This window comes from Paenibacillus sp. FSL R7-0163, assembly GCF_037969975.1.
GTDB classification, from domain to species: domain Bacteria; phylum Bacillota; class Bacilli; order Paenibacillales; family Paenibacillaceae; genus Paenibacillus_AQ; species Paenibacillus_AQ odorifer.
The window spans coordinates 2405774-2424821 of sequence record NZ_CP150224.1 but is presented as its reverse complement, the minus strand read 5'-3'; the positions used below and the strand labels follow the sequence as shown (position 1 = coordinate 2424821).

At 42.7% G+C, this 19048-nt stretch carries 21 protein-coding genes and 1 pseudogene; 3 read left to right on the top strand and 19 right to left on the bottom strand.

Annotation, left to right across the window (positions count from 1 at the left end):
* Window positions 1-101: 101 nt before the first annotated feature.
* The 4 genes and pseudogenes from NST45_RS10735 to NST45_RS10720 all read right to left on the bottom strand — a co-directional run.
* The gene (locus tag NST45_RS10735) at window positions 102-728 is read right to left on the bottom strand and encodes a type 1 glutamine amidotransferase family protein (RefSeq protein WP_036687597.1); all 627 of its coding nucleotides are present in this window, start codon (window positions 726-728) and stop codon (window positions 102-104) included.
* Between the two features lie 109 nt (window positions 729-837).
* Entirely contained in the window at window positions 838-1800 is a 963-nt protein-coding gene (locus NST45_RS10730) for a YafY family protein (RefSeq protein WP_339825565.1), read from the bottom strand.
* 537 nt (window positions 1801-2337) lie between these two features.
* Window positions 2338-3150 carry a hypothetical protein gene (locus NST45_RS10725; RefSeq protein WP_036687600.1) on the bottom strand — a complete coding sequence of 271 codons (813 nt, stop codon included), beginning with the start codon at window positions 3148-3150 and terminating at the stop codon, window positions 2338-2340.
* Between the two features lie 319 nt (window positions 3151-3469).
* Window positions 3470-3681 (bottom strand): annotated as a pseudogene (locus NST45_RS10720) (transposase); the annotation flags it as partial.
* 143 nt (window positions 3682-3824) lie between these two features.
* Between NST45_RS10720 and NST45_RS10715 the strand changes: the two are divergent.
* The gene (locus tag NST45_RS10715; protein WP_036687602.1) at window positions 3825-4409 is read left to right on the top strand and encodes a TetR/AcrR family transcriptional regulator; all 585 of its coding nucleotides are present in this window, start codon (window positions 3825-3827) and stop codon (window positions 4407-4409) included.
* Between the two features lie 7 nt (window positions 4410-4416).
* Window positions 4417-5163: a type I methionyl aminopeptidase gene (gene map / locus NST45_RS10710; RefSeq protein WP_036687603.1), complete on the top strand. Its 747-nt coding sequence runs from the start codon at window positions 4417-4419 to the stop codon at window positions 5161-5163.
* 221 nt (window positions 5164-5384) lie between these two features.
* On the opposite strand, the gene NST45_RS10705 is transcribed toward map, so the two are convergent.
* From NST45_RS10705 to NST45_RS10670, 8 genes are all read right to left on the bottom strand, one after another.
* A complete protein-coding gene (locus NST45_RS10705; protein WP_076223818.1) occupies window positions 5385-6131 on the bottom strand; it encodes a class I SAM-dependent methyltransferase in 747 nt (248 codons plus the stop codon).
* Between the two features lie 172 nt (window positions 6132-6303).
* Window positions 6304-7278 (bottom strand): aminoglycoside phosphotransferase family protein, encoded by a 975-nt coding sequence (locus NST45_RS10700; protein ID WP_076099066.1) that lies wholly within the window; start codon window positions 7276-7278, stop codon window positions 6304-6306.
* A 225-nt stretch (window positions 7279-7503) separates the two neighbouring features.
* Window positions 7504-8376 carry an AraC family transcriptional regulator gene (locus tag NST45_RS10695; RefSeq protein WP_076223820.1) on the bottom strand — a complete coding sequence of 291 codons (873 nt, stop codon included), beginning with the start codon at window positions 8374-8376 and terminating at the stop codon, window positions 7504-7506.
* Window positions 8377-8613: 237 nt separating this feature from the next.
* Window positions 8614-9093 (bottom strand): flavodoxin domain-containing protein, encoded by a 480-nt coding sequence (locus NST45_RS10690; RefSeq protein WP_038571502.1) that lies wholly within the window; start codon window positions 9091-9093, stop codon window positions 8614-8616.
* A 33-nt stretch (window positions 9094-9126) separates the two neighbouring features.
* Complete coding sequence (locus NST45_RS10685) at window positions 9127-9978, bottom strand: hypothetical protein (protein ID WP_081386912.1); 852 nt, start codon at window positions 9976-9978, stop codon at window positions 9127-9129.
* 61 nt (window positions 9979-10039) lie between these two features.
* Window positions 10040-10663 carry a TetR/AcrR family transcriptional regulator gene (locus NST45_RS10680; protein WP_076223824.1) on the bottom strand — a complete coding sequence of 208 codons (624 nt, stop codon included), beginning with the start codon at window positions 10661-10663 and terminating at the stop codon, window positions 10040-10042.
* A 185-nt stretch (window positions 10664-10848) separates the two neighbouring features.
* Entirely contained in the window at window positions 10849-10950 is a 102-nt protein-coding gene (locus tag NST45_RS10675; protein ID WP_197069683.1) for a sporulation protein YjcZ, read from the bottom strand.
* Window positions 10951-11315: 365 nt separating this feature from the next.
* Complete coding sequence (locus NST45_RS10670; RefSeq protein ID WP_076099061.1) at window positions 11316-11825, bottom strand: GNAT family N-acetyltransferase; 510 nt, start codon at window positions 11823-11825, stop codon at window positions 11316-11318.
* 165 nt (window positions 11826-11990) lie between these two features.
* On the opposite strand from NST45_RS10670, the gene xerS reads away from it, so the two are divergent.
* Window positions 11991-13073 carry a tyrosine recombinase XerS gene (xerS, locus tag NST45_RS10665; protein WP_036687613.1) on the top strand — a complete coding sequence of 361 codons (1083 nt, stop codon included), beginning with the start codon at window positions 11991-11993 and terminating at the stop codon, window positions 13071-13073.
* A 703-nt stretch (window positions 13074-13776) separates the two neighbouring features.
* On the opposite strand, the gene glp is transcribed toward xerS, so the two are convergent.
* The 7 genes from glp to NST45_RS10630 all read right to left on the bottom strand — a co-directional run bounded on the left by glp (window position 13777) and on the right by NST45_RS10630 (window position 18988).
* Window positions 13777-15039: a gephyrin-like molybdotransferase Glp gene (gene glp, locus NST45_RS10660; RefSeq protein WP_076179953.1), complete on the bottom strand. Its 1263-nt coding sequence runs from the start codon at window positions 15037-15039 to the stop codon at window positions 13777-13779.
* 168 nt (window positions 15040-15207) lie between these two features.
* Window positions 15208-15714 carry a DUF4178 domain-containing protein gene (locus NST45_RS10655; protein WP_076130052.1) on the bottom strand — a complete coding sequence of 169 codons (507 nt, stop codon included), beginning with the start codon at window positions 15712-15714 and terminating at the stop codon, window positions 15208-15210.
* Between the two features lie 14 nt (window positions 15715-15728).
* The gene (locus tag NST45_RS10650; protein ID WP_036687618.1) at window positions 15729-16133 is read right to left on the bottom strand and encodes a DUF350 domain-containing protein; all 405 of its coding nucleotides are present in this window, start codon (window positions 16131-16133) and stop codon (window positions 15729-15731) included.
* 123 nt (window positions 16134-16256) lie between these two features.
* Entirely contained in the window at window positions 16257-16925 is a 669-nt protein-coding gene (locus NST45_RS10645) for a PspA/IM30 family protein (RefSeq protein ID WP_036687619.1), read from the bottom strand.
* 70 nt (window positions 16926-16995) lie between these two features.
* Window positions 16996-17334: a hypothetical protein gene (locus NST45_RS10640; RefSeq protein WP_256717052.1), complete on the bottom strand. Its 339-nt coding sequence runs from the start codon at window positions 17332-17334 to the stop codon at window positions 16996-16998.
* Between the two features lie 24 nt (window positions 17335-17358).
* Window positions 17359-18291, bottom strand: coding sequence for a dihydroorotate dehydrogenase (locus tag NST45_RS10635; RefSeq protein WP_038571513.1), 933 nt, complete (start codon window positions 18289-18291; stop codon window positions 17359-17361).
* Window positions 18284-18988: a dihydroorotate dehydrogenase electron transfer subunit gene (locus tag NST45_RS10630; protein ID WP_076144768.1), complete on the bottom strand. Its 705-nt coding sequence runs from the start codon at window positions 18986-18988 to the stop codon at window positions 18284-18286. The genes NST45_RS10635 and NST45_RS10630 overlap by 8 nt, the downstream gene beginning before the upstream one ends.
* Between the last annotated feature and the right edge of the window lie 60 nt (window positions 18989-19048).

Below are 19048 nucleotides of genomic sequence, written 5' to 3'. Positions count from 1 at the left end.
CCTATGGAAGGAATATTTTAAGTCGCATTGTTACTCATGTGGCATCTTGTCCATATCCATATATACAACACACTTTCACTTTTCCTTAAATGCTGATACCTTCATTGTATTGAATTCATCAACTCATAGTAATATTTAGAATCATTAGTCTTATTAAGGTTATACCAGGCGTCTAATGTTTTTGGAGAAAACACATCCAAAGCTTTCAAGATGTGTGCAGAAAATTCCAATGGAGCTATTCCAGATGCTGTGATCAGTTTTCCATCCGTTACAGCAGACTCCATTTTGTAATACTTTTCTCCTGTATAAGTGGGACAGATCATTTTAAGGTATTCCAGATCATTGCTTGTATGCCCACGTGAATTCAGCAATCCTGTCTGGGCAAGTCCCATTGTAGCACCACAAATCGCTGCAACCCATATACCTTCCCTTAAACACCTTTCAGCGATTTTCAAGAGGGGGTGGTGAATGGTTTCTGTCCATGTATTTCCACCGGGTAAAATCAATAGATCTGATCTTTCAATGCTGCACTCATCCAATTTGATGTCAGGCAGTATTTTCAATCCGCCCATTGTAGTTACTGGAGTCTTATCAATTCCCACGGTAACTATTTTTGACGGGACCAGCCCCTTTTTATAATATCTTCCCGATTTCAGTTCGGCAGTTACGTAGCCTATTTCCCAGTCTGCCATTGTGTCAAACACATAAAGATATACCGTATTATTCATTTGCAAGTTCTCCTTATTTTACAATTCATCTAGTGATACCAACCATCGGTAATCAATGATTATCGTCATTATAAAATGACTTCACTGACATCCGCTGTCAGTGAAGTTATTAAAGTTGATAATATTCCATTAACTCCGACACAACACCAACAAGTTTTTCCTTCAAACTCTGTGGTTCGATTATTTGAATGGATTTCCCGTAGGATAAGAGAAAATTAGGAACATAGGTATGAATTGATTTTTCCTCAAGTAAAAAGATTGCTTGATTTGATGTACGCTCTTTCAGATGATGCCCCAAAAACCAATGCAGGCATAAGTCATCCAACGCCTCTGACCTACCTTCGATAATTAATGCAATCAACCCGTCCTTGCCGACTAAATCAGGTAATAGATTTCGCAAAAAAAATTCTCGAGCCAAAAAAGCTTTAGAACGTTTAAATATGTTTTGAGTACGCTTGATTTGTAAAATCCGTTCTACCCGAAAGCTGCGGATCTCATTTCTCAGATGGCAAAATGCAACAATATACCATTTATTGTTCCAGTACACCATTCCATAGGGATCTATCACTCTAGTCTTGGGTTGATCATCACGGCGTGTGTGATAATCAATTTCTACAGAGAATTCGTTTGCTACAGCTTGCTCCAATTCCGCTAATACTGGCTGAATAGAAGGGTCTCCCCTACGGTTTATAACTTCAAATCCGGCTAAATGACGGCTGAGAACACTTTCCTGTTCCTCATTCGAATACATTTTCAATTTGGATGTCGCATTACCTAATGCCTCACTCAAAGGGTATCCGGCTTCTTTTGCAAAAACAGCAGCATGAAGAAGTGCTTTTTTTTCTTCAATATCAAATAGCAGTGGTGCTCTGATAAAATTATTCAGTAGGCTATACCCGCCATTATGACCAGTGTCGGATATTATAGGCACTCCACTGGCACTTAGCGCATCAATATACCGATAGACTGTCCTTATATTTATTTCTAACTTTTCGGATATTTGTTTTGCGGTCATTTTAACACCCGAATTCAGCATCCATAGGATTGCCAGCATATTATCGTTTTTTGGCATCACATATACCTCATCTTTTATTAGGATCGCTCAAAATTATTAGCTTTGCGAATCGCCTGCATCCCTTTATTCATCGATCTTCCAGCCTTTCAATCCTCACTTAGCAATCTATAAACAACAATCTGCAATTTTTAACATTGCTGCTCTTAGCTCAACCCAACAATCTACTTTACCACAACTTGTGATACAGTTCACCGCGCTGTTTTTAACGGTGAGTTTTTGGGTCATCCTTTGCAGGATGCTCTTTCTTTGATCCGCTAGGTTCCAATTGCCCTAACCGCCGTTCAGGGGACTAAAGAATATACTCAGCATATACATCACCTCGAAGAATGGATATTTCCAGTTCAATAAACTTGAGTGATGCGTATAGACTTTACCAAGTAGACAGTTAATAACGCCTTTACACAAAAACAAACTTACCATGCGTCTGCTCATGAGCAGTAACGCACGGTAAGTTCCATCAATAATAACTCTTTATTTGGTAATATGTTGTATTTTTACGAAAATATCTTCCTTCTTCATTTATTTATGCCGTCATCAGTATTTAAGCTCAATATTCTTCCACATGGTATTCCCATCCTTGTCGAAGCCTGTCATCTCGGTAGCGCTCATCAATTCGCCTGTTTTGACATCAAAGAAAGCGCTCATTCTCAAACTGTCATTCTCACGATTAGGAGAATTTGGCGAGATACCCATAACTCTTAGCAGCAGACGTGTTTTGGAGGAGTTAGGATCAGTATTATACCTGCTGATAGTAAAATGATACCCCTTGATCCAGTCATCTGCTATAGCAGGATTTCCTGGTTTCATCCCCAGTCTCTCAACAGCTTGTTTAACTGCATCGGAAGAATCGATTTGAATATCAGATATCGCATACTGTCCTTTTACAAGTAAATTCTTATCGTGCTTTTTCACATCAGTCTTAATGGCCATTCCATTATCGATCTTGATATAAATAAAAACATTCCCTTTCTTGCTGCCAAATTCGAGATTCCAAGCATCTCTTGTTCCATCCGAACCATCGGTTCGTTCCTGAGAAACAGAAGTGTCATCCGTGCTTGTTATGTTAATAAGTAATGGCTCTTCTTCCGTAAGCTTATTCGCCTCTGAGTACCCAAGGCGCAGTGCCTCCATCGCGGTTACGCTCTTCTTTTCATTGGTTCCCTTATTCGTTATTGTGGCAGCTGGTTTCTCTGTCTCGTTAATCATCTCACTGGTTGTTGTGACGGCCTGTTCCTCTGATTTGTTAGAAGAGCCGTCGAAAAGAACATTTTTCATACTGAAGAATAGAACGACCATAATCACAATCAATGTAATTGAGGCTATGCTAACATATTTCTTCTTACGCAAGGCTGCTTCTCCTTAGTTAATAAGTATAAGAAACTTTGGTTACGCCATAATTAACTGCTGAAGTAGTGTCCGTACTGTCCACACAATGACGATTAAATTTTCCAATTTTTAACACACCAAATCATACAATAATATTTCTTCAAATGCAATTTTTGTCGCATATTTAAAAATAATGGCTATTATTCACATTAACTCGAAACGAAATTGATCCTAGCTCACTGGTTTCAAGGGTTAAACTTGCCCCTATTTATGATACAGTTCACCGAGTATGATCTTAAACTAAGCTGCCCGTAAGTTAAATAAGCTAACAGTCATTCCCTCAAATCCTTTGATAGACCTCCGCATAGGAAAACTTAAGTTGTTCTCGCAACTTTTTATTTTCTTCTTCGAGTTCTTCATCTTTCGTTTTAACAACGCAATGATGGCGTCCTTGTTGTTTTCATCCATCTCCCGCTTAATTTGTTTCGGTGTCGGCACTTGAACTTGCTGCTGACGAAGCGATTCAACGCGAACACGTATCTCAGGATTGTCTACCCGGTAAGCACTTTATTATTCAGTCTAATACTTGTTTTCATCGAACGCCAACAGATAATTGCATTTCTCCCCCTCATGCGTTACACTCTTTATATTGACAAATTTGCAGGTCTATATTAAAAAAGGAGGTTAACGCGCCCATGTGCCCCCGTACCAAAGAACAAAATGAGCTCATACGCATGCAGCGCAGAGAACAGATCCTGGACTTCGCCGCGCATACCTACTTCCGTACGGGCGGAAGCTTTGATATTCGCGACGTCGCCCGCGAGGCTGGTCTCGGTTATGGCACGGTATACCATTATTACCCCAACCGGCATTTACTAATAGAAGATGTGCTGAGCAGCGGCTTCGAGCGATGTGAGCAAACCCTGACTCAATGGGCGAACATCAGCCGGGACAACCCTGACGACAGGCAGTTGTTAACGTATTGCAAGACGCTACTCCAGTTGTGGCAGTCAGATGCCCGCGCATATCTCGTCTACAAAATGGCAGCGGAACATTTTACAGGCTTGCCAGAGAAAGATCGGCACCCTGCCAAGAGACGATTCATGGAAAGGCTGTATGTTCCACTCCAATCGACTATGCAGCGTGAAGACGACAGCATCAACCTTATGCTTGCCGTGTTGGTCGGCTGCTGCGGGCTGCACTACTATGCGAGCAATTCCGAGCTGGACATCGATCGAATCGCCCAGCTCGCGATACAAGCCATTACAAAGGAGTCCTGAAACAAACATGGTCATCTTAAAAAGCAAGTATGAAATCGAAGCCATCCGCAAGGCATGCCAGGTTGTGGCCGAATGCCATCGCACAATTGCCCCGCTCATCAAACCGGGCATCACAACGAACGAGATTGAGCGCATATTCGAGGATATTATTTTGAAGCACGGCGCCAAACCATATACGAAGGGCTACAATGGTTATCAATATGCGACCTGTGCCTCCGTCAATGACGTAATTGCACATGGCTTCCCTACAAATAAGCCACTTGAGGAAGGCGATATCGTGACGATCGACACGGTAGCGGAGCTCGACGGCTGGCTCGGCGATTCAGCCTGGAGCTATGCGGTCGGGAAGATCTCACCGGCGGCTGAGAAGCTGATGCGCGTCACGAAGGAGTGCCTTGACCTCGGCATCGCGCAGGCACAGCCCGGCAATCGGCTCGGAGACGTGACGAGCGCAATCCAGCAGCATGCCGAATCGAACAACTTTGGCGTCGTGCGCGACCTTCTCGCTCATGGCATCGGTCGTGACCTGCATGAGGAGCCTACCTATATGCATGTCGGCAAGCCCGGCAAAGGCCCCCGCATCAAGGAAGGCATGGTATTCACGATCGAGCCCATGATCACTGAAGGCACCTACAACATGACAATTGATCAGGACGGCTGGACCGCCCGGACGCTGGACCGCAAACTCGCCGCCCAATACGAGCATACGATCGCCATCACCGCTGAAGGTCCACAAATCCTGACCGCGCAATAGAACAATTAGAAGCCGACCAACGAGAGGGTCGACTTCTTTTTTATTTATTGAGCAGAACTTCTTTCTTCATCCGATACATGTGTGATCTTCTCACATAGGTGGAGAAAAAGAATGTCCCGCGGACCGATTGAATTCTTAATGCGAAAAGTATGCTAAACTTAGGAACAACAAAATCCCCCTCAATCTGAGGGGGGGTTCTATTGCAATGCATTACGTTTCTCCTAACATTTCCTACAAACGCTAATGATAGATGAAGATGACGGAGAAAACGGCGTTTTATTCCAGTCAGCATATTGATGTTCGACGCGAAAGCCGTAACGGGTTAATAAAGAATGCAGCGTATTCGGATCCGTGAACCGACAAGCAATCCGGGAAGTCGTTCGCTTATACCCCCAATCACGCATCGTGACCCAATGCATGATATGCTGGCCAGCATCGTAACATTGTGTGCCTGATACCTTGACGTTATTTCCATCCTTATCAATAAATGATCCCCATTCTGTCTCCTCTTGATCGGATAAATCCGTTCCCTCCGGATTACGGGTCTCAAATGCAAAGATTCCATGAGGTTGTAAATGTTTGTGAACGGTCGTGAGCAAATCGCTTTGATCTTGATCACTTAAAAATGCCTGAAATGCATTACCAGTCAAATAAATCATCGAAAATCGCTTGTCCGATTCGAAGGTACGGGCATCACCTTCCATAAAAGTAACAGTCAGCCCTTTCGCCTTCAACCGCGCATATGCAATCATTGCTGAAGAGATATCTACACCGGTCATTGTTATACCGGCTTTCGAGAGGGGGATCGTTGTTAAGCCTGTACCACAAGCAAGTTCTAACACTTCCCCAGGACTCGATCTAGCAAGCTCAAGATAGAACTGATATTTGTCCATTTCACCGTCAAATTCAAGATCGTAATTTACCGGATCTTGAAATTCTTCAAGATTGCTATGTTCAATCAACACCATTCCCCCTTTCATTCCTTGTTATAATATAATCGAAATAAATGCTCATCGACAGCCATCGCGCTTAACAGTATTATTTTACTATTTTTTTGATAACACGTTTGGTGATAAACGGATATAATCAATTTTTATCAAACCTACCACTCCTCGTTAGTTCAACCATGAACATTCCATTTCATATTTTATAAAATATACTTTCACCATTGAGGAAGGGGCGACAATACTCAGCGCATAATTTGGGCATTCTTTCACGCATCCAGGCATGAACATGTACATTCTCCATCTGGAAGACGTAATATCCAATAATAGCGACCAACATTAAACCTTCCAACTGAAGTAGATCATTCGCTGTATTTTCGTACTCTCTGTAGTAACCCTTTAGGAAAGTATCTCTTCGATCGGATGGCAGCATCATAGCTCCCATGGCTACATCAAGTAAGGCATAACCGTTACCGAAAAAGCCAAAATCGATGAAGCGCACCTCTCCTTCGGTTGTGATGATGATATTACCCATACACAAATCCCCATGAATAAGGTCAGGGCCAGCCTCCCCGCCACGGTCATCTAACCGGGAGTTGATCAATTGCAGCGTTTGTTCAATGACATTAGCATCAGAAGGCGTAAATAAATTCTTTTTCACACCCGAATGAATCACACGGATCATCCGTTCATTATAAGCTTTACCTTGACTCGGTCGAATCTCCATACCTGTATGTTCGTACTGCCGAAAAAAAGTATGCAGTTCTGCTATTTGCGATCCCAGTTCTTTTACCAGTTCAAGATTGTTAACATCATTCATATTCATGTCTCTTCCATCCAGCCAGGTGAGGACGGAGCAGTTTAGCAGTTCACCTTCGTATTCAATGATCGTAATAAGTTCACCCTCATTGTTTCTTACGGGAGTCTGTATTTCGTTGCTGCTCCAGCTTCCCAGCTTCTCAAGCATTTGCAATTCTCCAAGAATGCCGCCGTATGTATGTTGCAGACCTTTCATGTCATCTATAAAAGGGTCATGAATGCGGAGTAAATATGATTTTCCCGTTCTGTCATTAACACGATAGGTTCTGTTCTCGTTATGCCTTAAGAAAATAATCTCAGGCTGTTGGATATCGTAACTGCCTAGTAAGTCCAAAAGCTTCTCGTTCGTCATAAGGACTCCTTTAAAATAGAAGGATTCATTGATTCAATCTTCGTCTGAATCATAAAAATTGAAATCTACTACATTCCAAAAATCATTCGACTCACCAATTGTACTTCTACAACATTTTCGAAATATCCTGCCTATAGCTTGACGAAGCTGCCGGAATGTTTTTCGCGGCAGCTTCGTAGTGAAAGGATATTCAGCTCTCAGTCTCATTAATCCAACCAAACTCTTTTATTTCTTAGTGATAGGCACCCATATTTCGCTTTTAAAATTTGGCGATGTGATATCTTTGTGCTCATTCCAAAGAATTTCAGGCCCTTTAATTAGCTCATATCCCGATGACGGAGCCCATTCCGAATATATTCGCCCCCAGATCTCTTGTAGCGCACTCGGAAAAGAGCCGACGACTGTGAATACAGCCCACATGGAGGCCGCCACTTCCAGCTGATCCAAGCCATTCCATGCGTCTTTCGTAGTGGCAACGCCAATATAATGATCGAACTCTCCTTTTTCCTCCATACGCCCCTCAGAGAAATTTGCAGAGGCGCTTATAAACCCTGAGGGCTCAACATCGGAAAATCTCTTCATCTCATCAATCATTTCCGGCGTCAACCCTTCATACATCGACGCAATCTCCGGATTGACCCCTTGGAAAATGATTGGTACCCGTTTTTTTATGCCCACGATGTGAAAAGATTCTTTGATTTCAATACGGTAATTCATTTCATTTCCTCCTTTGATAGTCAGCTGAAACGACATCCGAGGGAACGCCTTAAGGGATTGTCCATGGACCCGAGCTTCCGAAGGATTTACCCCATGCATGCTATGGAAAGCCCTAGAAAAGGAATCAGGCGAATTATAACCATATTTCAGAGCGGTATCGATAATTTTGATATTACTTTGTGAAAGCTCGAGTGCTGCCAAGGTTAGACGTCGACGCCGGATGTATTCCGACAGAGTAATGCCTGCTAGGAATGAGAACATGCGAGTAAAATGATATTCCGAACAGCAGGCTATTTTCACAACCTCCTGATAATCAATTTGATTTGTTAGGTTCTCCTCAATATAGTTTATTGCTTTGTTCAGTTGTACCAGCGTATCCATGACGTTGCCTCCCCTCGTTAATTATAGGTTATCAGAGAAGGTTTTTACCTTCCCGACTTTTTCTGCACGATTCTGTAGGGTTTTCATGTTTCGATGAACAGAGACTCGATATGAGGAAGTAAAATTCTTCTCACAAGAAGGACTACTTTTTTTGAATGTCAAGATTATAGTTAACATAATCATAATTATGTTAACTATAACCTGAAGTACGTTCAGCAGTTCGTTTGTCCACTACTTTCACTGCCTTTTCATAGCAAGCGCAAAACGCTCTATCGTCTCTTTTGACAACCCATTTACGTTCTTATTTTTTCCTTTTACCATCCGCAATACAAACCGATCTAGCAAAGTTAGCTTCTCTTCATAGATCTCATCTCCAAAAACTTCTTTCGTCACCGATTGGTTATATAACACTTCTGGAAACGCAGATTTCAATTCTTGTGAGGCCTCCTCACCTTTTGCTCCTGCACAAATAAACAATCCTACTCGTTTTTTCCCTAGTTCATGTTGATATTTTGCTGTAAAATCAGTCATTTGTTTTTGGATTTTCCCATAATAAATAGATCCTCCCAAGATGACCGTATCATATCGTTCCAGTGTCGGCTCTTTAGCATGCATCAAATTAACTACTTCGGTTTCTTCGCCCAGTTGAGATTTTAATAAATAAGCCGCTTTCTCCGCACACCCATATTTCGAGGTAAACATAATTATTGTCTTCATTCTAATCGCTCCCTTCCGCTCGCTGGTCACTTATTATCTTAAGGGTTCACGTACATGCTTTAACAAAATAACCATACAAGCAGCAATAGCTAAAGCCATCGTCGGAAAAATTACACACTCGGCTATAGACACAACCACACCGCTATAGATCATTGCCGCCAGCATTGCCGTAATTGCTAGCAGTAAGGTAACTCCTTTGAAAACAACGACAGTTGCCAGTAGGTACCCAAAAGGTTGTCTACGAATGACCATAATCCCCGTTACAATTGCTAATGGGACCAAGATCGCAAGATCCAAAACTTGAATTACCAACGTACTATAGTGCTCTAGCCCTTGTGGCGGTATTCCCCCCAGTAGTGAATTCAGTATTTTCCCTAGCCAGAGAAATAAAATCATAAAAGCAATAACCATTAGTGAAAAGCCGATTCCTTTAGAAGGTAAACTGTTTTTAAAGTAAGTATGTATGGATTCTTTATCGAAGGAAAATAAGGCTAGGATGAATGCGAAAAAACTTAAAGAAAACAACAGCACATAAACTAAAAACAATGAATTGTACATCGTCAGAAAGCTGTAGGATGCGTAAGTATATAAAAAGTACCCCAGAGTACCCGTAAGGAGCATCCTCCCCTTTATCGAGCCTTTAATTGTCATGATGAGCGAACTGAGCAGTAAAGGTATGGCAAGAAATAATGTAACTCCATCCTGTGCTTTAGCTTGTGCCGCCGCAGAGACAGAATCATGGCTGTACACTCCTGACCCCTGAAGCTTTACATCCTCGCCCCATATTGACGTAAAAGTATATTTTGTTCCATCACTTATCCCATCTGAAAACAACCCAACCGCTGTTGCAAACATTGCAATAACCGAAATCAACACCGACAGCACTACGACTTTCCTTATATGTTTTATAACAACCTCCCCCTCCCTTCATGAAAATATTTAGATTTTACCTGGAGGCAATAGCAACCATTGAATCCAAATGACATGAAAGCAGAGCTTCGACCTGATCATCAGGCAGATCCTTTTCGACAAGCAAACGCATAATTAAACCGAACGCTGCACTCCATATCACCTGAGCAATGAGTTCTACGAAAGCTTCCGCACGGTTTTTTTGTGCTTCAAATCTGAGCAGGCCCTGGCAGAGCATCCCAATCGCTTTACGTTCCTGTGCAGCTCCTCTAAATAGAACAGCTGTGTAACTAAGAACAGCCGGTGTATCGTTTAGCATAACATTACGGTATTCTACACCCGTAGAAAGAGACATCCTGATGAACTTCTCCAATGATTGTTTTAAAAGTATATCTGGAGGTAATTCCTGCTGTACCTCTAGTTGCACAGACTGAAGCTCAGTAAGCATATCCGTATATTTTTGTTGCAAATAGCTCTCGATAATCTCTTCTTTGCCTTTAAAATAATGATAAATAATTCCCGGTGAATATTCGATTTTCTCAGCGATTTTTCGGATAGAGAGCTTCTCTATTCCCTCTTCGGCAATCAATAAAGCTGCATTTTGCAGGATTAGATTTCTCATTTCTTCACGTTCACGTACTTTTCGTTGTTCTTTAGTCATAAATTTGTCTCCTCATGTGTTGAACACCGTTTAATCTTTGAACACTGTTTAATATATGTTTTGGATTAGTATTATGTCAATATCCTTAGTCACATGTATCCCCCTCCTCCAATCTACATATCTGGACATAAAAAATCCGCCAGTCATTTAGACTGACGGAACCTTTAATTTGTGAAGTTAAAGGATTACAGACAGAGGGTTTTAGTAATGATAACCAACAGGATAAACAGAACCAGAATAGCTCCTGTGGAAGTGAAACCACCGTATCCTCCTGCAAATTCGCCCATTGTTGACTCCTCCTTTGTAATTGAGTACATCATAAGATATGCAATATTGCCCTCACTGACTGGGTATTTTGAACACAAAAAATAAACCAACGACCCTTTTTATGGTGAATGGTTTAATTGGTTTACATAAATAATGTTATGTTAACTAAAGTAGAGAGCATTAGATGCTCATTACTTTACAATTCGTATATGTTCTTAATAGCTAGCCAGTTTTATAAAAAATACAGTTTCCTGGCCGTCCTTCTTGACGCTCTCTTGGTCATCCTCCACTGTCTAGCTCTCACTCGCTTAGCACCACTTTTCCATTCCATTTGCTGTTAATAGTAAACTCCTTATTTAAGAAAAACCCGAAAACACACGGATTTTCATTTCTTAATTCGATTAATAGTTAATGTGTTGAAGTATTGGCTGGGGTTGCCTTGTTGTGGATTAAAGCGCTCTTGAAACTCTCCATGGGTATAGTCCCCGATCACTTTATGCCAGAAATCACGAGCGGGCGTATTCGCACGGACTTGTGAAACCTTCCATTCACCAGAGTACATATCAAATAGCTTATGCGCAGCCCATGTACCTACACCACTTCGGCGGTATTTTTGCATCACAAAAAACTCAGTCATATAAAACTGGCCTTCAGGATTACGCAATAACCTGTCCACCAAAGCAAAACCAGCAATATGCCCGTCCACCTTAAACAAATACGCTGATTTATTATTTCCGCTACTCCAATAAGCTTCTAGACCCGGATAGGCTGGAAATACCCCGTCTTGATTGACATCAAATTCTAAATAACGGGTGAAATCATATAGGTAGAACTGCATTAATCTGCTTATAGTATGCTTACGTTCTTTGGGAACCAGCTCAATTTCAAGTTTCATTATGTGCACCTCTGACATTTATGTTTACTTCACATCATAAAGCTTACCGGCATCAGGAGCAAGGCTCGGCCCTAGTTTTCCCTTCATTCGAAGTCCAATCTGGGACAAAACATGTTAAGATAGAAGGAAGAGATTTTATGCAATCTATGGAAAAAGGTGAATCACATGAGCGTTCAAAAGAACGATGACCGTAAAAAACTTGATCAAAAGCTACCCCTCATGCCCTGGTTCGTTCAGCAGTTTATTGACTATAAACGGCCTGATCTCTCCCCCTCCACACTGCTGGAGTATATCCGGGATTATGAATCTTTTTTCGGCTGGTTGCGGGCAGAGGGCTTATCCCAAGCCGGCTCAAATACCGAGATCACGCTTCTAGAATTGGAAACCCTACATATGGACAGTATTGTCGGATATCGGTTGCATCTAACTACCCGAGCCGAAGGTACGAACACTCGTGTTACTGTATCCCGTAAACTATCTGCATTACGCTCCTTATTTCATTATTTAAGTCAAATCGCTGAGGACGAGAACTTTTATCCATTGCTTAAGCGAAACATTATGGCTAAGGTTGAGGTCAAACGAACACATAAGCCAAAGGATACTGCCGCTAAATTAAAGGGTAAGATTTTGGAAGATGAGGAATTACTGGAGTTTGTGGGGTACATTTATGAAGGGTATGGACGGGATGTGGAAGGCAACAAACAGGCTTATTATTCGTTTCAATTGAATCACGAGCGTGATGCCTGTATTGCCAGCTTGATTCTGAACTCTGGCCTGCGTGTATCTGAGGTAGTCAATCTAAACGTAGACGATTTGGATATTAACAACAAGCTGCTCTATGTCACCCGCAAAGGGAATAATGACGAAACGTTTAAGACACCCGTCTATTTTAGAGAGCAAGCTAAAGATGATCTAGCTCTTTATCTTAGTCTGCGCCAATCTCGCTACAAAACACCCAAGAGAGAAAAGGCCTTATTTATCTCTCTCCCTAACGGGCGTCAAGAAGGCAAACGTATGACCAAACGTGCGATTCAAGAAATGATTATTAAGTACGCTAAACGCTTTGGTAAACCGTATCTTACGGTTCATAAGCTGCGTCATTCTTTTGCAACAGATTATTATCTGCAAAATGATATTTATAAAACGAAGGAACAGCTCGGGCACGCATCCACCGAGACAACTGAGATCTACGCTCATCTAACGGATAAAACGATGTCTGAGGCGATCGAGCGGCGTGTCGATAATTAATCATCACAAAAAGGGTGCTCCTACTTCGGTTGAGTAGTTGCTCTTCGCTAGTGCAGAGTTGTTATCGGACTCAGCTGACCTTAAACGCAGGATTATCTCACATTTGGGTGGCTAACGGACCTCAAGGTCGCTATTGGCCTGAAATACGCAAATATGAGCTCCATTCTATGAAATAGCGACGCTGAGGTCCGAAACCCCGCTTAAAAGGTGATAAATATGCAAATAAGATCATCTGGGTCCTTAAGCATCCGCGGGGGATTAATCTCGGCAGTGGCGCAGCCAATAACTCAAAACAATAGAGCAGTAACTCTTCCGATAGGAGATTTACTGCGATTTGTGTCGCCTACCCGGAAACTTTACTTTCGCTTTTCTTCAAATTTGAATTACATTCGGCGGGCACCCCTAACCCGATTATTGTTGCACTAAAAACCCACTTACGGTACGCAAGTGGGTTTTCTTATTCTAATTTCTGGGGTAACCCTCCCTTTAAAACCGGTTGTTAGCGACTATTGGGTTAGCAGGAACGCTGTTTTTTTGCTTATCTATTGTGAATTTTTCATATGTTGAAATATTGGAAATAATACCGTTGACCTAGCAATTCTATGGCGATTTCTGTGCGTGCGTGGATATCAAATACCTTTAATTACTCCAATACCTGCGGTGAAATTTTATTCATCATCGATGGGCAGAGTACCATCCACATCTAGCCCCGAATCTCTCCTGGCAGCTTGATCACCGTTACCTTATCTCCGGCAGATAGCCCCTTTTCTTCTGGGGGTACAACTATCAAACAGTCGCTATCCTTGATCGTGACCGTTACGGAAGATTCATCAATGAGTGCCGGATAAGCAAACAAGCTGCCGTCTTTTATTTCTAAGCGAGCTCGCACAAATCTAGTAAAATTATTCACTCTTTTATAATCTGTACCGAGTGTAACGTTCCATTCCGGTAAAAAAGGCTGAGAAGCACTTTGCATCAGTGAAATCACAGGCCGTGCAAACAGTTGAAACCCAACGAAACAAGCCCCCGGATTCCCGGATAAAGCTAACAGCAGCTTACCCCCTCTAACCGCAGCAGTAGTTACGCTTCCTGGACGCATCGTCACTTTGTTGAACAACATATTACCACTTTGTTCACGAACCAAGTCGCCCATGATATCATAATCCCCCACAGAAACGCCACCCGTTGTGATCACAAAATCATAAGTTTCCAGCGCCATCTGTACTTTACTTCTAGCCAGCTCCAGATCATCCACAATAGCGCCTAACATTACTGGAACACCCCCTGTCTCTTTGACTAGAGCTTCGAGCATAGGGGAGTTACTATTGCGGATTTTGCCAGGCTCCAGCGGCTCATGCACTTCCAGCAGCTCTGTTCCTGTGGCAAAGATGGCTACCTTGGGACGACGATAGACTTTCACGGTATGTAATCCAAACGCTGCAAGAACAGCTATATCCCCCGCAGAGATTAACCTTCCTGTTGGCAATACAAGATCACCTTGGCTTAATTCGAAACCTTGAGGTGTGATATTGCTGTTTGCTTCTAGTTTTTTTCGAATTCCAACGTAAGTCTTTCCTTCCTCTTCACGTCTCTCCGTGACCTCCAGCATCACCACAGCATCAGCCCCAACCGGTACTTGTGCACCAGTCATAATTCTTGCGGCTGTTCCCGGAGTTATATCTACCGCAGGCACTGCGCCACACGGAATATTATCCACAATTTCTAACCATACAACTTGTCCATTAACACAGTTACGGGTATCCCCCGCGATAATCGCATATCCATCCATACTAGATCGATTAAACGCAGGAAATGGGTGTGGAGCAATCACTTTTTCAGCCAAATAACGTCCACAACACTCATCTAGCGATACGTCTTCTGATTCTAGCGGATTGGCATATTTGATTATTTTGGCCTGAGCTTCTTTGACTTGCAGCGCTTCCCGCTGAAATTTATTATCCTTCATAAAGACCTCCGCTCTGAAACGTCGATTTTTGCTGTAATAGGTATTATTTTAACATGAGACCTCTTGAAGTAAAATTATAAACACAAAAGGCCACCATCCATGTTTATGGGCAGCAGCCTTTTCTACAATATTTTTTCCGGTATAGTGATCTATTACTTCTCTACTAGGCTAGGATGCTCTAATTACCTTTACATCCCCAGGGATTATTTTCTCCCCTTCATAAAGCATAAACCGTCCATGTTGCCACTCTACACGCAGTAGACGTGAATCATCTGATTGATATTGCCACACATGCTGCTCTCCACCATTCATAAATGGCGTCTGACCTGCAACAGCGACAAAACCTTCATATTCTTCCTCCAGGAAAAATGTATAGCCATCGAGCTCAAGAGTTGCTGGAACCTCAGCAGGATTATCAAGCCGCCCATCGATAGGTCTGTACAATCCATATTGCAGCTGTTCCCGCTCTTCTATATGAAGATAAGCTATCTGGCTTCCATCTCTAAGGGTCAGAACTACAGCATTACGGCCCCGATTATGTGTCCGGCCAGTAACTTCATAGGTGACAAGCGATACTTCACAAATGTCTCCGGGAGACAAATTAAGCATACTTTTTTGAACTTCCTGAGGCGCTGGCTTAGAGAAAAGGTTACCTATACGTTTCCACATACTCAACTTGATCGTTCCTCCTACATAAAGGCAGTAATAATTAAAGCACCCGTAATTTGCAGTGAACCTGATAGCAGGCCATATCCGATTTTACCAAGCTGTGTACCATGATCCAGATCCAGCTTCCCCCAATTTGCTAGTAGAAGCCGAACCGTTCTTTCTAAAATTAACAAAAGCAAAAATGATACCAACGAAATCAGCAAGGCATCTAACAAACTATTGGAAGCCGCTATCGATGAAGATAAAATGAAGGCCTGAGCTAAAAGCTTCATTACAAACCGTGTAGTCACCGCCATATTTCCAGCCTTTAACTCTTCAATATCGTTATAACGAGTAAAAAGTGAATCTATATACATCAGTACAAACAGCAACACAGCGCCGCTCACCGTCCACACGACCATGGACACCAGAATATGGAGATCCATTCTATAGCCCCCGCTTAATCATTTTGCATGCCTTTCATAAGCATAGATAAAGCGAAGAAGAAACGAATTTCTGTCTCCCCTTCGCCTGTGAACACCAGCCGTGAACCGGCTAAAGATCAAATGTTATTGCTTCTCGTATTGTTTCATCAGAGCCGCCAGTTCATCTTCAACCGCTTGATCTTTGTTCAGCTTCTCGAATTCATCATCCAGAGATTTATTGCCTGAACTCATCTCATTGCTGGCTTCAGCCTGAGCTTCTGCTTGCAGCATTTTATCTTCCATACGTTTGAGACCTGCAGACGCTGAATCGGAGCTAAATCCGCTCATTGCTTTGTTGATCTCGGTTTGAGCTTTGGCAGCGTTATAACGCGCAACCAATGTCTCACGTTTGTTCTTCATTTGGGTAAGCTGTTTGCGCATCTCTTCAAGCTTGCCACGAAGGTTATCCGCAGAGGCTTTGTTCTGATCAAAGCTGGCTTTGTATTCTACCAGTTTAGCTTCAGCAGCATTTTTCTCTTCCAGAGCGCGGCGAGCAAGGTCAACATTACCCGCTTGAGCTGCTGCATGAGCCTGTTGGGTACGTTTGTTAACAAGCGCTTCTTGTTCTTCATACAGCTGTTTGAATTTCTTCTCAATGGCGATTTGCGCCGCTACAGCTTTTTCTGCATCTTCTAAATCTTCGGTCATATCACGAATGTATTGATCTGTCATTTTAATCGGGTCTTCTGCTTTGTCAATAATCGCGTTCACATTAGACATGGTTAAATCGCGCAATCTTTTAAATATAGACATGGTTTCATTCCTCCAAAAGATAATTTAATTCCTCACATGCTATCTTTTACGTAGAATTGTCACTACCGTTTCATATTTGTTGCGCTAAATATTGATTTACTTTTAAATTCACAATTTCCACGACTTCCATAATACCTTCTTTCGTGAGATTGTCGTAATGAATCCCCATCACTACTGTGACCGTCTTGTTCAGCGCTTCAGCTACTTTGATCGCAATGGGCTCGCTTATCGTGTGCTCTTTATGATGAGGAACCGCTGAAGTCAGTACTTTAACCTGCTCCCCCTCCAGATAAGCAGTACTCGTGGCACCAATATGCCGAACACCTCCACTAATTAAGAGCAAGAGATCACGTCCGACAGCCGTCGCCTTCAGCTCAATATCCTCAGGATCAATCTGGTTAGTAGTCAATAGTATTCCCCTCACTACTTCACTTTATATAATGCCCCGTATTTCCTCTAGTGACTGAATATTTTCTTCAACCATAAATTGCTCAAGCTCTGCAACTAGCTGACTACCTGCACGCAAGTTCATGAAATTATAAGTTCCCACTTGGATAACTGCAGCACCTGCCATAATAAACTCGATGATATCCGTTGCTGAAGTGATGCCACCCATTCCGATCACGGGAATCGTTACGTTTTGTGCAACTTGATGCACCATACGAAGAGCGACAGGCTTAATCGCAGGTCCAGACAATCCAGCGTATAAGTTATTGAATACACTGCTTCTGCGGCGGACATCAATCTTCATTCCTGAGATCGTGTTGATGAGTGAGACAGCGTCTGCTCCCTCCTCCTGACACATTTGTGCCATTTCAACGATATTTTCGGCTCCCGGCGACAGCTTTACAGCGAGGGGCAGTTTAGTTGCGCGTCTAACAGCCTGTACTACTTTTTGAGCTTCTGAAGTTTGGATCCCAAACGCAATGCCGCCTTCTTTAACATTTGGACAAGAAATATTCAATTCAATCATGTCCACTGCTGTCTTACCTGCACTCGCACGAGCATCTGCATCCCGCTGAATCATCTCAGCACCAAGAACATAATCTTCAAGTGTGCCTCCACCCAGGTTGACCAAACGAGCAGTATCGAGTGTTTCCCAATAAGGGCATTCTTTATCTATAAATGCAGCTACACCCGGATTCTCGAGTCCCACACTATTCAGCATACCAGAAGCTGTCTCATATACACGAGTGCCGGGATTCCCCGCTTTCGGATTGAGGGTTAACCCCTTGCCAGAGATTCCACCCAGCAGAGACACATCATACAGCTTGCCATATTCACGGCCAAAACCAAACGTTCCAGAGGCCATTATAATTGGATTTTTAAAATGAACGCCAGCAATTGTTGTGTTCAACTTAGTCATGGAAAATCACCTCCTCAGAAAGAAACACAGGTCCGTCTGCACAGGCCTTCTTTTGACCATCACGGCAGGATACACTGCAGACCAGACAGGCTCCAATCCCACAAGCCATTCGGTTCTCTAGAGAAAGGTATACTTTCGTTCTAATGCCTGCTTCTTCAGCAGCAATGCCTTTACGTTGAGCAGCTTTAAGCATAGGGTGTGGGCCGCAGACAAAGACATGATCATATTGGCTGAAATCCACACTATCCAAAATTAAACCGCCAACATCGACTACAAGCTCACTTGCAAGTGGGCGAAACGCTTCTGTCCGGTAAGCTTCACGGCTAAAGCCCAAAAAGATATCACTCCCCGGAAGCTGCTTCGCACAATAATATAGCGGTGCAATTCCGATCCCACCGCCGATGAGCGCAACCTTCCCTTCAACCTGTGGAAATCCATTTCCAAAAGGGCCCTCAAGCTCTACCGAATCACCTGAACCCAGTCGTGAGAATATCTCCGTACCTTCCCCAACTACGTGATACAGAAATTCAACACTATCCTCGTGTACTTCATGTATACTTAAGGGTCTGGATAGGATGGGGTAAGCTCCCCATGCCCGTAACATGTAGAATTGACCCATTGCTCCGCCACTATTCGTCTCTACCTTAAGGTGATACACACCATCTGTCAGCCGTTCGTTACTTAGAACCGTCCCCACGTTATCAAGCTCCTTCAAATTTTATCTTTATTAAGATTGCCTTAGAAGGAGCATAAAATC

Bases quoted from the DNA above. Each gene is read 5' to 3' on its own strand.
- NST45_RS10735 (WP_036687597.1), bottom strand. From the start codon at position 728: ATGAATAATACGGTATATCTTTATGTGTTTGACACAATGGCAGACTGG.
- NST45_RS10730 (WP_339825565.1), bottom strand. From the start codon at position 1,800: ATGCCAAAAAACGATAATATGCTGGCAATCCTATGGATGCTGAATTCG.
- NST45_RS10715 (WP_036687602.1), top strand. From the start codon at position 3,825: ATGTGCCCCCGTACCAAAGAACAAAATGAGCTCATACGCATGCAGCGC.
- map (WP_036687603.1), top strand. From the start codon at position 4,417: ATGGTCATCTTAAAAAGCAAGTATGAAATCGAAGCCATCCGCAAGGCA.
- NST45_RS10705 (WP_076223818.1), bottom strand. From the start codon at position 6,131: ATGGTGTTGATTGAACATAGCAATCTTGAAGAATTTCAAGATCCGGTA.
- NST45_RS10700 (WP_076099066.1), bottom strand. From the start codon at position 7,278: ATGACGAACGAGAAGCTTTTGGACTTACTAGGCAGTTACGATATCCAA.
- NST45_RS10695 (WP_076223820.1), bottom strand. From the start codon at position 8,376: ATGGATACGCTGGTACAACTGAACAAAGCAATAAACTATATTGAGGAG.
- NST45_RS10690 (WP_038571502.1), bottom strand. From the start codon at position 9,093: ATGAAGACAATAATTATGTTTACCTCGAAATATGGGTGTGCGGAGAAA.
- NST45_RS10680 (WP_076223824.1), bottom strand. From the start codon at position 10,663: ATGACTAAAGAACAACGAAAAGTACGTGAACGTGAAGAAATGAGAAAT.
- NST45_RS10675 (WP_197069683.1), bottom strand. From the start codon at position 10,950: ATGGGCGAATTTGCAGGAGGATACGGTGGTTTCACTTCCACAGGAGCT.
- NST45_RS10670 (WP_076099061.1), bottom strand. From the start codon at position 11,825: ATGAAACTTGAAATTGAGCTGGTTCCCAAAGAACGTAAGCATACTATA.
- xerS (WP_036687613.1), top strand. From the start codon at position 11,991: ATGAGCGTTCAAAAGAACGATGACCGTAAAAAACTTGATCAAAAGCTA.
- glp (WP_076179953.1), bottom strand. From the start codon at position 15,039: ATGAAGGATAATAAATTTCAGCGGGAAGCGCTGCAAGTCAAAGAAGCT.
- NST45_RS10650 (WP_036687618.1), bottom strand. From the start codon at position 16,133: ATGGATCTCCATATTCTGGTGTCCATGGTCGTGTGGACGGTGAGCGGC.
- NST45_RS10645 (WP_036687619.1), bottom strand. From the start codon at position 16,925: ATGTCTATATTTAAAAGATTGCGCGATTTAACCATGTCTAATGTGAAC.
- NST45_RS10635 (WP_038571513.1), bottom strand. From the start codon at position 18,291: ATGACTAAGTTGAACACAACAATTGCTGGCGTTCATTTTAAAAATCCA.